The organism is Fischerella sp. JS2, from assembly GCF_032393985.1.
Lineage (GTDB): Bacteria > Cyanobacteriota > Cyanobacteriia > Cyanobacteriales > Nostocaceae > Fischerella.
On the sequence record NZ_CP135918.1, the window covers coordinates 2,330,523 to 2,342,929 of the forward strand.

Genomic DNA, 12,407 nt, shown 5'->3' on the forward strand with positions numbered 1-12,407 from the left:
GTTTTCTCTCTTGATAAGTAGAGTTATTTCAAAAGTCCAGACCTTGCACTTAGCGCTTTTATTACCACGGCCATATAATCTCAACTTTCCTGTGTGAGTGCGAATTATATTAACTCTGAACTGAGTGCAAAATTTTGAGATGAGAAATAACCCTTGCTTGCTCAAGAGAGAAAAAAGGTTTGTGAGTGCAAGCAGACCTCGTTGGACTGGTCGTGATTTTCATTACTAAGTATTTTTCCTCAGATGGAATATACTCAGATATTTAAATCACAGTTTAGCCAAGAAGTGAGCCTGTATACTGTCCATTTGTGTTTCTTTTGATACGTTTTTTCATCTGATTTTTCCGTGCGATAAAGACAGTTTATTGTAATTGAAAGCTTATATTTATGCGGGCTTTTCAATTACTTGTCCAATATTATCCAATTAGTGTTGGACACACAATACATTGTATTAAGATTTCATCAACATAGATAAATACTTAGGTGAAAATACTTTAATTTTCTTTGTCCGAACAAAAGTGGACATTTTTTAGACATAAAATCTTAAATGTCCAATTTTGGTTATAGCATAAGAATGCAGAAACAGAACTTTGCTGTTTATATTTCTTTGAGAGCAGCGTCTTGCAATAGCAGAAAGTGTGATTTTAAGGGGTATACAATTTCATCTACATTCTGTATACTCCTAAACAGATTTGTACGCTAAAGCTAAAAAACCAACTATAGTTTTTGAGAAACTTTGCTTAACGTACATTTTTGTTTCTTTGCTAAAAGCACTCCTACGCTGTTTTGCAGGCAGTAAAAGTCCAATTGAAGAAATCATTAACGCAACTTCTCTTGTCTCCATGCATTACCGTCAAAGCGCAAAGCGTATGACCAAATTGTTGAAGTGAAAATAGAATGTGTAACCAGTATTACTGATGTGCCTGATGCGATAATATTTTCGATTATTCCTATTACCTTATGAGCGGTTTCAGGATCTAAATTGGCAGTGATTTCATCTAAAAGAAGAAGTTGAGGAGAATGTACTAAAGCACGGGCAAGTGCAACTCTTTGTCTTTGCCCTCCTGATAATTGGTTTGGGTAATCATACGCTTTGTTGTCAATTCCAAGTTGAGCTAACTGGTCTTTGGCAACTTCATCTGCAAGTCTTCTATTTTTACCATTACGAAGCCACAGAGGCAATGAAACATTTTCCAGTACAGTCATGTGAGACCAGAGATATAACTGCTGGAATACCATGCTGATTTCCAATCGGTTAGTACTACGATCAACATATCCAGGCTTAGAAACAACCTTTTCATCGAAAATGATTCGTCCTCTGTCAATTTCCTCAAGCAAAGCAATGCAACGTAAAAGTGTTGTTTTTCCACAGCCACTCTTTCCCTGAATGATTAAACTCTCTCCTCTTTCAAGGGAGAAGTTGACCTCATCTAAAATGACAGTGTGATTAAATCTCTTTTCTAAATTCTCAATACTCAAAAATAAGCTGAACATTATACTAACTAGAATTTATATTTTTTCTATTCCACCTAATTCTTTTATCCGTTGTACTCTTCTCAAAAAAATATTTAAAGGAATAATAGTAACAATAAACATCATTGCTACTACAGAATAAATTTCTAGAGGGCGATAAGTTTGCGCAATAATTGAATTTGCAGTGTGTAAGATTTCAGGAACAGCAATAACTGATGCCAAAGTAGAGAATTTATAAGTTGTGATGTACTGTCCCATCAGAGGTAACCAAGACCTGCGGAGAACTTGAGGAATCAGAATATAGCGAATTGCTTGAAAACGTGTCATTCCTGTACAGTAAGCTACTTCAATCTCTCCAGCAGGAACTGAATTTATCCCTCCCCGAATGATTTCCGCCACGAAAGCTGAGAGGCTTAATCCCAATCCTATAACAGCACAAGTTTGTCCCTCTATGACTAAGCCAGGAATTATTGATGGTAGGCTGTAATACAGCCATACAAGCAGCACAAGAACTGGTAGTGCAAGAAAAAGCTCAATAAATATTTTGGCTATCCATGCGATGAAAGGAACAGATGTAATGGAGAGAACCCCTACTAATATGCCTATTAAAGTTCCCAATGCAATGCTGGCAATACTAAGCCAAATTGTTGTTAGTAATGCAAAGCAAAGGGGTAATAAATTATTCCAGACTATAGAGAGGTTCCAATCCATTGTGTGTTACTCTTTGGTAAATTCCCAAATCTTCTTGAGATGGAGCCAGTTTGCACCTGCTTTTTGTTCCCATTCACGAAGACGACCTTGATAGTCAAAAGCTTCCAAACTGCTGTTTAAAAAGTTTAAAAGCTGATCTTCTCCTCGACGGACAGCCCATGAAACTGGAGTTAGGTTATAGGGAGATGCAGCGAATAAATCTTTGACTTGCTTGGAATTTGCCTGTGCAAACTGGGATGTTGCATAAGCATCACCAAGAGCAATATCAGCACGTCCAGCAATCACTGCTTGAAATGCAAGGGATTGATCCCCTCCAGAAAATCTGGTAATTTTCGCTTTCTTAAAATTTGCCTTTGCATACTCATCACCAGCTTCACCTTGAGTAACTGCAACAGTAACCCCAGGTTGGTCGATGCTTTCCAGGCTTGTGAAGCGAGTTTCATTAATACGGGCGATCGCACTGTTTCCTGCATAGAAAAGGGGCTTTGTAAAGTAAACTGATAATGCTCTGGGAACAGTAACAAAAGTCGGTACTATCGAAACATCAAAACGACGAGAGTCCAGCCCTACAGCAAAGTTTGCCCAGTCTGTTTCCACAAATTCGATCTTCCAATTATTGAGGCGGGCAATTTCATTAATTGTGTCAACATGATGGCCAGCTAACTCACCAGTTGATTGATTCTTTGTGATTGCTGGTGGAAAAACAAGATAACCGACCTTGAGTTTACTGTTAGCAATAATTTGTCCTAGTGTTCCTGCATTGTTTGCAACATTTTGTGATGCAGAGTTTTTTGTACACGAAGACAGATTAAATAAGAGTACTAGCATCAGCATAGTACTGAGCAAAAGTAACTGAATCTTGCCTCTTTTAGTGCCCATTTCACTCCTTCACAGAAATACTAGAGAATTTTTCTAAACAGGGCAAGTTAGGCATTGCTTTTCCAAGCATTCCATTAGTCCGTTCCACATTTTCCTTTGAGTTTGGACAACAAAATCTTTTCCTTTAGCAAATGCTTCTTTACCTCCCTCTTGCTCCTGCAACCAAGCCACAACATCTTCAAACATTTCAAAATGTTCTGCGGCGGCGTGAACCCGAAAGAAACGAAGACCATACTCTGGTACACCAGCTTCTTGCATAACCCGCAAGAAGAGTTGATAGTCGGGTTGATCAAAAATCTCGTAAACTGCAATAGCACAAAGAGCTTCTTCTAAAGATGCTGTTCTACAAAAATTTTCCCAGTTAGCATTGAACTGTTGTGCAAATAGAGGCTCTTTGAGTAATTCTTCGCTTTTTGTTCCTACAGATGATAGGAAATCTCGATATAGTTGATTATGACTTGGACCATTTTTTCCACCCAACTCCTCTATTAAATTTTTTGCTAGTCCTGCCCATAAGAACTCATTTGTCCCACACCGTTCACCTACAACAAAGTTAAGCCGAGGAAAGTCATATCGGATGAAGTAAAATACTTCAGCAAACTGTTTCAATCCCTCAGCATTAGCTGTTGCTTTACAAAGCCGAAGCTCTACATCTAGCTGATCAAGAATTGCTTCCTCTTCGGCGATAATTACTTTGACTAATTCAGTTAATTTGTTCGTTGTTTCAATCATTCTTCGTCATTTCTCTGCTACGCTTTTGATAATTCGAGGAGTCAGCTTAATAGCAGAGTTTACTGCTGTTATTAACTTCTCTTCGTCAGGGTGAAAGGCGAAAGCTGAATAGGTTTCCAAATCTATGGTTTCAACATTCATTATCTTGAGCTTGTTTTCACTAGCCAGAAAATGACCAGTGACACTGTCAACCAAAAATACAGGAATTATATCCTTATCTTGCTTTGCAGTTGCTAGTAAATAGCTAATTGCTTGTTTGTCATCTTCAAATGACTTTTTCTCATAGGAATCTAAGACAGCAACCCCCCACTCAGCAAGTTCTCCTTCGAGGTAAAGGAGTTGGATAGATTTAGAAGGCAAGTCTTCAAGGCAAGTTGCACTCCCAGCATGATCAGGAGAAATGAGCGCAGCAAGCCTAAAACTATCTTCGCTACACCGCTCGGAGAAACGAAAACTAAAAAAACGCCCTGGAAGAACCAGTATAAATGGTGCGATGCCGTCAACCTGGCGCTCTTGAATTGCAAGAGGCATTTGATCATAGTCTAGATATTTCCAATTGGTATGAATTCCCAACAACCGCCCAATACGCTCTGCATATTCAATGACTAAACCAGTAGGTTTAGCTCCATCTTTGTTTGGAGGTTCCGACCATTTGGGAACACTAGTATATCCAAGTGTCCAGGCTTCCTTTTTTGCGATTTCGTACCAACTAGAGTCCGCTCCTTTGCCTCTAACAAAAGCTCTGTAGCCAGCAGCTTCCAAAAGCTCATTCAATATCCCATCAATTTCATCAGAAGCTGGAAAGGGGTCGTGGGGTAGCTGTTGGCGAATTTCATCAAGCCGACGCGCTAAAATCACAGCAATACGGCTGACGATCGCTTTTTTCGGAACGTTATCGCCTCGGGCCCATCGGTAGAATTGAGTTTCCCCAACTTTTATTTCTGCCATCAACTGCTGCTTTGTCCAGCCCGCCTCAACAAGATATTTTTCAACAACCTTTACAAATATAGATTGAGACGAAGTGTCCTCGGAGCGACTGCGTTTTGAACGTGCCACAGAATTTATTCACTCCCTTGATATCATCGAGTAATAACGACATTATGTCCTAAAAATTTTACACTTTATGACCAATATACGATCATATTCTTATAGTACCAAATGTCGTTTTAAGACAGTATAATTAAAACCATTTAAGACAGTCTTATATTGACAAAGTATAGTTGACATATAAAACAAAATAAGAAATAATAAACACAAATTAAATAAAAATATTTCTGTCTATTTGTGAAACTCTCAACAAGTAAATTTTTCGTTCCTACAAGCTTACATGTTCTGCCATACTGCTGTGTAGCTAGTTCCAGAACCTGATTGTAGAAAGATGTTTTGGATAAGCAGATGATAATTGCTTCTCCTATAAGTGAGATACTTGTCATCTTTGCATCCTCGCATCTTGCACCTGGGCTGAAAGCTGGGTTAATTGCAAATAACTTTACTTGCAATCTTTATTTTTGCGTTTAGAAACTCGGTTTTTTAGAGCTGATTGAGAATGGTGCAAAATATGAGCGGACAAAGGGCTTTACTCCATTCAAAGCTTTTGACTCTTTCGAGTTTGGGAGTTTTCATAACAACGGAACAAGAAACAACGAGAAGAGTTATTCATCCTTGACGGAGCGCATATGCCATTCTCATCGTCGTCAGAACCACCCCAACCTGAGATATTTATCTCAGATTTGGCTACTCGATTAACGACCATTAGGCACAATGGTCGTTATGGAACCATCGAACTTTGTGTTGAATTGGCAAGACCAAACAAGAATGGTGAACGACTAGCCCTTATATTAAAGGGTGGTTTAGATAAACGTTATACATTGAGTTTGGCAGAATTCGATGATTTGATTCATCGGATGAAGAATTTATTCGATAGGGAAGAAAAAAGTTCCTGATTTTCTGATTTAGATCTGGACACAACTACTCGGTTGGAAGATACCGGAGTACCAGAAAATAACAAAACAGCACAATTCAAAGTCAGATAGCTGATTAATCGCACTGACTGAAACTGTGGTTAGCCATAGCTTCAGCCAGTGCTTTTTCATTTAACCCATAAACTTTGTGAAGAAATATCTATGAAATACAGTAGAAAACTCAAATTTTTTATTCTTGACAAAAGATTTTGGGAATTGACCAGATGCAATTTTAGTGGAGATTCTTTAGTACGAGCTAGCTACTGTAGGAGCAACCGTTATTCAGGATGTTCTGTAAGTGCGGAATTTTTGCGAATTGTTGCAATACTTCAAAAAGGGCAAAACCATGAAAACCAATTTAACTGATGAGCATAATTTCCTGTTTAAGTGGGCTTGTAAGGGTCTGAAGTTTTTTCTGCTAACTCTGCTTGGTTTTGCGATCGCATATGTCATATCTAAAGTTTTTGGAGTTTCCACAATTGTCCAGATGCTTTTACACCCAAGTGTGTGGGAATTTTTTTTCCGCATTGCAGTTTTTATCTTCTGTTTGTTTGCGATCGCTATTATCTATGAGTCTGCTCGTTAATTATCTACGCAGATTTTGTTCTCCATGCAGTGTGTCTGCCTAGATAACAGCAAAATGGAACTGTATTATGCAGACTGATAAAACCCTTGATTCAGTAATGCCAACTCCACAAAGTGATTGCTAAGCCCACCCTTTGTCTAGCAGTAGTTTCAAGCTTAAAGCAATTTGGATGTCCAGTCTAAATAGGACATACTTAAGACATAATTACTTGACTGTCTTCATAGATTGTTGTAGCATGATGTACATATAGGAAAATTCTTTGGTTGTGAGAGTGACTGTGGAGTTATGTTTTAGTGATGTGACAGGTTGAGATACTTGTCAGCTATCACATCATGTCTCTGCTACAAGTCAGTAGCAATATTAAGCCTGTCGGAGACCCATATGATATTTCCCTCAAACTCTCATGAATTTTTCAATAGTTCAAATATTCTCAGAACAAATTTGTGTATTGAAAATATAGCTATTGAAGATTCGCCTTTTTTCGCAAGACCACAGCCAGTCAGACAAGACAGTTTTCTCACACAATACTGCTATGACTTACCTCCAGTTTTTTCCCATATCAACTTACGTGTAATCGAAATGCTTTGTGAAACCCAACATGGGGAGTTCACAATTAGCTGCAAAAAAGGCAACTATGAAATCATCGTAGAGACGAGTGGACATATCCGACAGCGCTATTACTTGAAAAAAACAGAAATAGAAAATCTTCAAAAAATTTACTACCAATCCAGAGAAGTTTGGATTGCTTGGTGGTGGTCTCGTCATAATTCCTAAATAGTTGCATTTAAAATATGAAAATAACTCTGCAATTTGAGAGGAAAGATACTTAAGCAGGGTTACTCAATTGAATATCTATAAATATAAATATATAAGGCTTTTGGATAAACGAGAAGTTTAGCAAGCTGGAGAGGTGTAAAAATACTTCCCGGCTTTTTTGGTTTAAATACATTCCATCAGGATATTGTCATGAAAAATAACAATCCATTCGCCATAATGTTGTTAGCGATCGCCATCATATTTACTATTAGTAAACACATCGAATTCAACAGCAATTCCTATCAAACCACAGTGTTTGCTAATCAACAGCATTCACTCAGCTACCAACCCAAAATTTACATTGCCTTGCAAACGAATTCCCCGGAAATGACAGACCTTGTTCAAAGTTTTCTAGATTTGGCGGCGCGACAAACAAATAATCAATTAACATCAATTGATATTTTCGCTGGAGATAAAGTCGAAAACCTTTATTCTCAAACAGCTAGTCGTCGTCAATTGCAAGAATTAATTGAGTATTTAAATACTCAACCATCATCTGATCAAGCTTTGATTCAAGCTATGCAACGCTTCAAAGATGAAGTGGAGCAAAATCCAACGCGACCAATTTATGGGTATATCGTGACCCAGGGAACAGCTGATCCTGCTTCTTTAGCAGCTATTCGTCAGATTTGCGAAAAACTAACTCAAACAGACTCTAACAAAGCTCATCTTTTTATCATCGGACTGGCAAAAGAAAACCGTCTACCAATGTCCAAAGCTTTTGCACCCATCAGAAAAAATGTGCAATTTGCAGGTACAAACCAGCAAGAGTGGGAAGAACTGATGCAGTTTTAGGAGTTAAAAAATGGGATTTTGGAATTGTTTGTTTGACTGGATGTATTTCGACACTCCCCAAATTCCTTGGCGTTGGGGAATGTGGGAGGTAGAGAGTTTATTTGAAAATCGTCATACTCTCCCCTTAGCAAAATTTCTAGAAACCAAAGAACCGCAACTGTTGGCGCAGTGGTTTGCGAGTGTGGCTCCCGCAGCAGCACAAGCACGTCAAGCAGAGATTACTCTTGATAATTTACGTTTACAGAGAAATCAACTAGCAGCCAAACTAGCGGAACTCCAAGTTTTGGATACTGAAGAAGCAGATTTTAGCCAACGCGATCGCACACTCCAAGTTAATTATTGGGAATGGCTACTCACGATTGGTTTGTCTTTGATGCTGTTTGTAGGCATTGCAGAAATATTACTCCAACTGGACTTGAGTAAATTATCTTCTAAAAAAATGCCCTTATTTTACTTGGCTTTGCTGGGGGCAATTTGCCTAACCGCAGGTGCAAAGTTAATGGTAATTCGTTGGGTAAAAGCTACCCGTAGCTATGAACCAAAACGCAATTTTTTCGACGATCCCAACCACGCTAATCCCATTCCCTTTTGGTCACGTCTAACCTCAGGCGATAGTGCAGTCTGGCTGAGTTTAGCGATCGTGGTGTTGGAAGTAGCATTTGCTGCACCAGGATTTATCGAGATGCTACCGCACAAATTACAAAAACAATTACTCATCCAGATGACAGCGTTTTTAGGTACAGGAATTGCAGCCATGATCAATATTGGTTTGGCTTGGGGAACAGCCTTGAACGAAATTCGCCTTGAACAAGAACTCACCAACGTCAGAACTCGACAGTTAGAATTAACCTGGCAACAAGCCAAACAAGGAAAAATTGATTCTCAACGCCAAACAGAAGTTGTCAAAGTGTTGTTAAAAGCACTTACCCAAGACTTAAAAGAACAACAACGCATAGCCAAAGACCTCAGAAAACGCGCGCGACTAGAACACGAACGCTGGGAAGTAACTGTTAAGAGGCGTTTTCGCAAATGGCTCAATAGCCATCCCAAAAAATGGGAAAGTTTCAAGGAATTCTCCAGCCAGGAAAACACACCTAACGGCAATCAGACATTTTCTAGAAACATTAGGGAGGTAGATAGCGATGAACAACAATGATAAACAACTGCCAAATCCGAATAAACCACAAGTAAATGTGGAATTGCCAACAGAATTTGGAGGCAGAAAAATTCAGCAATTAGATATTCAAGGTCATACAACTCATCCACACGCTGATTTTCACTGGCATCTCCTCAATCAAATTGGTGTTCCTGCTAGAGTACCCGATGTTTTAGCCGATTTAATTTTGTGGCTAGCTGCAAGTACCTTCATTGGTTCAGTAGGTAAGCTATTAATTCAGTTTCCAGGTGTCATCGTCATCATAGGTGTTGTCTTAATTATTTTGTTTTTCCTCAGTATCTACGTACTCAACACAGCATCACAAGCTAGTATTCGTTGGTCTTTAGTATACCGTTGGATTTTGATTTTTATTGGAATTGGTTTAGGAGTTCGCTAATGTCTCAAATTTATCTTGCTCAACAACAAAAATGGCTGGATGACTATCACCACTCCGCCAGAGCAGCCATAGCTGGATTAATTGTAGGCTGTGGTATCTATATTCTAGGTGTATACAACAATCAACCTTTGGTTAGGTCTGCTTGTTCACTTCTGGGTGTAATTTCTGCCTATTCAGTAATACAAGTTCGATGGGTGGCAAGAAACAATTACGCCATCCTCGAAGCAAGTAGAGATATTTCCGCCCAGGCTACTCTAGATAATTTATTTTTGGGTGTACGTCCAGAGATGATTTCCCAATCTGCCGAAACTGTCCAAGGCGTTACCATGTTACCGTTTTCTTCACCTAGAGAAGATTAATTACTTCTACCGGAGGTAGTAGAATTTAAAACTTCATGTTGCTCTAATGAAAAAAGCTACTTTATCCTGCTGTTTTTCCAGGTGGGCAAGTTATGAAAACATGGCGCTTCATCACCCTTATCCTCACCGCACTCAGCATGGGAATGGCATTCTGCCACACATTGGAGTTGCCAGCTAAGATGAGTTACGATGGATCGCTCTACGTAACGATCCAGAATTCTCTATATCGACTGTTTGGCCCCCCCGGGCCTGGTGCATTTATCGAACCAGGGGCAGTCCTTGCACTAATGGTACTGTCGTTCCTCGTTCGTAAGCGCCGACCAGCCTTCCAGTTAACACTAGCGGCAACAATCTTTTGGCTGTTAGCCTTTCCTGTGGTCTTCTTTGTGTTCACCGAACCTGTAAATGTTGTTTTTCGTAGTTCAACGCCTGAGTCTTTCCCAGCTAATTGGATGCAGCTACGCTACCAATGGGAATACTCACACGCAACCCGTTTCATTCTTCAACTACTCGGATTCAGTGCGCTACTACTGTCTGTACTTCTTGAAACTCCGACAAAGCCTTCTCGAGAGAACTCTCAATTTCATCAAGCTGAGTTGGGCTAATTACGACTGACTATCAAAAATCAACTCCTCGCCTATTGCCACACTACCACTACTAATTACCTGCGCTAAAACACCAGTCTGGGTATGCTGAAATTGCTCTTGTAAAAGAGACAGTAATCTAATATCTCGTTCTCCAGTTTCAGGATGAACATCTATATTTAAGCAGCGATTTATTCTGGCTGTCACAACAATTCGGGCTGTTCCCAGTTGTATTTCTTGCCCCACCCAGTCAAATTCTGCCCAAGCAGGGACACCTTCTACAACAAGATTCGGGCGGAAGCGCCGTACGTCTATTGGTTGTCCGGCTAATTGACTTAAATGGTTAATGGTTGCTTGACTGACAAGGGAAATATGTACCGCTTCCCGGTCGGGATAGCGAGTTTTGTCAAATTCTCCAACTAGCTGTAGAGGTGCGCGCTTAGGGTGTCTGGCTGCTTGACTAGGGTAAATTCCTGCTAGGTAGCCAGTAAAAAAAGCTGATATTAAATCCCTTCCTTTGCCAGTTGTAGTATTAGCAACTAATAACTCTACACCTTTGCGCTTGACTGTGAAAATGCTAGTTTCTGGATTATAGAAACAATTCAAAGCTGCAAGTCCTGGCCAGTCATTTTGCATGATGAAGTTTTGCTTCTTCATCCAAGGTACTATTGTTGAGTTTCTATCTATAGCGTCTTGCTTATACATCAAAGCAAAAGCGCGATCACCTGGAATACCATGTCCAACTTTGAGACAGACGCGATCGCACTTGTAACTACTTAATCCTTTGACAGGATAAATCAATAATTGCTGAATGGATATTTTAGTCATTGGAGATCGGGGATCAGGGATCAGGGACTGGGGATAGGGAGGACAAGGAAGAATTTCTCCCTTGTCTTCCCCTTCTCCCTTGTCTTTATTCTTATACCCGATCCCCGATCCCCGATCCCTATTCCTTAGCAGAACTAATCGGTTTTTGTCCTGCTGAAATATTTTTGCGATCTTGAGCAGAACCGCCCATGATACTACGGAAATATAAACCACCAACAGTCAATAAAAATACAACATACCCTACTGCCTGCACCACATAAAGATGTTCTCTGTATCCAAATAAGGCCTTAAATACAATACCGGGGAATTTTTCTTCAGGTAATATATTGGCTGTATTCCAAACCATAGGCCCTAGTATACAAGAATGAATTTTGGTAAACCTTTCGTAGTAAAAACAAAGGCTTTCAGAAGCACGATTACTGAGGGCATAATTAGCGGCAGCTTCGTCAAAATTATGTAATGCAGAAATTACTAATCCACCAACAATTAATACCAATAAAACACCCATGACCTGGAAAAATTGGCGGATATTGATTTTAACTCCCCATTTAAATAAAAGCACACCAATTGCTGCTGCAACTGCAATCCCGCCAATAGCCCCAAGGGCAGGAATTAATCCCTGTTGAAAATTAGCTGCGATGAAGAGAACTGTTTCAAACCCTTCGCGGACAACGGCAATCAAAATTAAACTAAAAACACCCCAGCCAGCATTAGTATTATCTTTTAAAGCATCTGTCACCGCTCCTTCTACTTGAGCTTTCATAAATTTAGCTTGTTTGGTCATCCAGATCAGCATCCAGCTGAGCATGAAAATGGCCAGTACACTAAATACAGCTTCCATCAATGGTTCAACTACAGATGTGTACTGGGGATTAATTGCTCCCAGTACTTGTATTACCCAACTAAACAGCACACCAATCAGCGCACTTAAGGCAATACCAACACCGACGCCAGCATATACCCAAGGATTAAGCCGGGATTGTTTAGCTTTTTTTAATAAAGCCAAGACAATACCAACTACTAAGGCTGCTTCTACTCCTTCTCGGAGTGTAATTACAAAAGTAGGTAAAGCAGTACTAAAGTTCATCAGTTGTCCTTTGTCAATTTGTTATTTGTCATTAGTCATTAGTC

At 39.6% G+C, this 12,407-nt stretch carries 15 protein-coding genes; 8 read left to right on the forward strand and 7 right to left on the reverse strand.

Translation table 11 applies throughout. The annotated features are described in order from the left end of the window. Nucleotides 1–818 precede the first annotated feature (818 nt). Genes RS893_RS09595 through RS893_RS09615 form a run of 5 tightly spaced genes read right to left on the reverse strand, consistent with a single transcriptional unit; the run spans nucleotide 819 to nucleotide 4,850 of the window. On the reverse strand, nucleotides 819–1,493 hold the full coding sequence (locus RS893_RS09595) for an ATP-binding cassette domain-containing protein (RefSeq protein ID WP_315790969.1): 675 nt from the start codon (nucleotides 1,491–1,493) through the stop codon (nucleotides 819–821). A 15-nt stretch (nucleotides 1,494–1,508) separates the two neighbouring features. Then, nucleotides 1,509–2,183, reverse strand: a complete 675-nt coding sequence (locus tag RS893_RS09600; protein WP_315790970.1) for an amino acid ABC transporter permease — start codon at nucleotides 2,181–2,183, stop codon at nucleotides 1,509–1,511. Nucleotides 2,184–2,189: 6 nt separating this feature from the next. Then, on the reverse strand, nucleotides 2,190–3,062 hold the full coding sequence (locus RS893_RS09605) for a substrate-binding periplasmic protein (RefSeq protein ID WP_315790971.1): 873 nt from the start codon (nucleotides 3,060–3,062) through the stop codon (nucleotides 2,190–2,192). A 33-nt stretch (nucleotides 3,063–3,095) separates the two neighbouring features. Beyond that, complete coding sequence (locus tag RS893_RS09610) at nucleotides 3,096–3,794, reverse strand: iron-containing redox enzyme family protein (RefSeq protein ID WP_315790972.1); 699 nt, start codon at nucleotides 3,792–3,794, stop codon at nucleotides 3,096–3,098. Nucleotides 3,795–3,800: 6 nt separating this feature from the next. After that, nucleotides 3,801–4,850, reverse strand: coding sequence for a transporter substrate-binding domain-containing protein (locus RS893_RS09615; RefSeq protein WP_315790973.1), 1,050 nt, complete (start codon nucleotides 4,848–4,850; stop codon nucleotides 3,801–3,803). Between the two features lie 620 nt (nucleotides 4,851–5,470). Here RS893_RS09615 and RS893_RS09620 point away from each other — a divergent pair. The 8 genes from RS893_RS09620 to RS893_RS09655 all read left to right on the forward strand — a co-directional run bounded on the left by RS893_RS09620 (nucleotide 5,471) and on the right by RS893_RS09655 (nucleotide 10,469). Beyond that, the gene (locus RS893_RS09620; RefSeq protein WP_315790974.1) at nucleotides 5,471–5,737 is read left to right on the forward strand and encodes a hypothetical protein; all 267 of its coding nucleotides are present in this window, start codon (nucleotides 5,471–5,473) and stop codon (nucleotides 5,735–5,737) included. 364 nt (nucleotides 5,738–6,101) lie between these two features. Then, complete coding sequence (locus RS893_RS09625; RefSeq protein ID WP_315790975.1) at nucleotides 6,102–6,341, forward strand: hypothetical protein; 240 nt, start codon at nucleotides 6,102–6,104, stop codon at nucleotides 6,339–6,341. A 381-nt stretch (nucleotides 6,342–6,722) separates the two neighbouring features. After that, nucleotides 6,723–7,115 carry a hypothetical protein gene (locus RS893_RS09630; protein WP_315790976.1) on the forward strand — a complete coding sequence of 131 codons (393 nt, stop codon included), beginning with the start codon at nucleotides 6,723–6,725 and terminating at the stop codon, nucleotides 7,113–7,115. A gap of 192 nt (nucleotides 7,116–7,307) precedes the next feature. Continuing rightward, nucleotides 7,308–7,952 (forward strand): hypothetical protein, encoded by a 645-nt coding sequence (locus tag RS893_RS09635; protein ID WP_315790977.1) that lies wholly within the window; start codon nucleotides 7,308–7,310, stop codon nucleotides 7,950–7,952. A 10-nt stretch (nucleotides 7,953–7,962) separates the two neighbouring features. Continuing rightward, the gene (locus RS893_RS09640) at nucleotides 7,963–9,108 is read left to right on the forward strand and encodes a hypothetical protein (protein ID WP_315790978.1); all 1,146 of its coding nucleotides are present in this window, start codon (nucleotides 7,963–7,965) and stop codon (nucleotides 9,106–9,108) included. Next, nucleotides 9,095–9,505 (forward strand): hypothetical protein, encoded by a 411-nt coding sequence (locus RS893_RS09645; protein ID WP_315790979.1) that lies wholly within the window; start codon nucleotides 9,095–9,097, stop codon nucleotides 9,503–9,505. Before RS893_RS09640 ends, RS893_RS09645 begins: the two co-directional genes overlap by 14 nt. After that, the gene (locus tag RS893_RS09650; protein ID WP_315790980.1) at nucleotides 9,505–9,864 is read left to right on the forward strand and encodes a hypothetical protein; all 360 of its coding nucleotides are present in this window, start codon (nucleotides 9,505–9,507) and stop codon (nucleotides 9,862–9,864) included. Before RS893_RS09645 ends, RS893_RS09650 begins: the two co-directional genes overlap by 1 nt. A 143-nt stretch (nucleotides 9,865–10,007) precedes the next feature. Then, a complete protein-coding gene (locus tag RS893_RS09655; RefSeq protein ID WP_315790981.1) occupies nucleotides 10,008–10,469 on the forward strand; it encodes a DUF1772 domain-containing protein in 462 nt (153 codons plus the stop codon). On the opposite strand, the gene RS893_RS09660 is transcribed toward RS893_RS09655, so the two are convergent. Then, complete coding sequence (locus RS893_RS09660) at nucleotides 10,470–11,276, reverse strand: MOSC domain-containing protein (protein ID WP_315790982.1); 807 nt, start codon at nucleotides 11,274–11,276, stop codon at nucleotides 10,470–10,472. Between the two features lie 118 nt (nucleotides 11,277–11,394). Next, on the reverse strand, nucleotides 11,395–12,363 hold the full coding sequence (locus RS893_RS09665; protein ID WP_315790983.1) for an FTR1 family protein: 969 nt from the start codon (nucleotides 12,361–12,363) through the stop codon (nucleotides 11,395–11,397). Nucleotides 12,364–12,407: the final 44 nt, after the last annotated feature.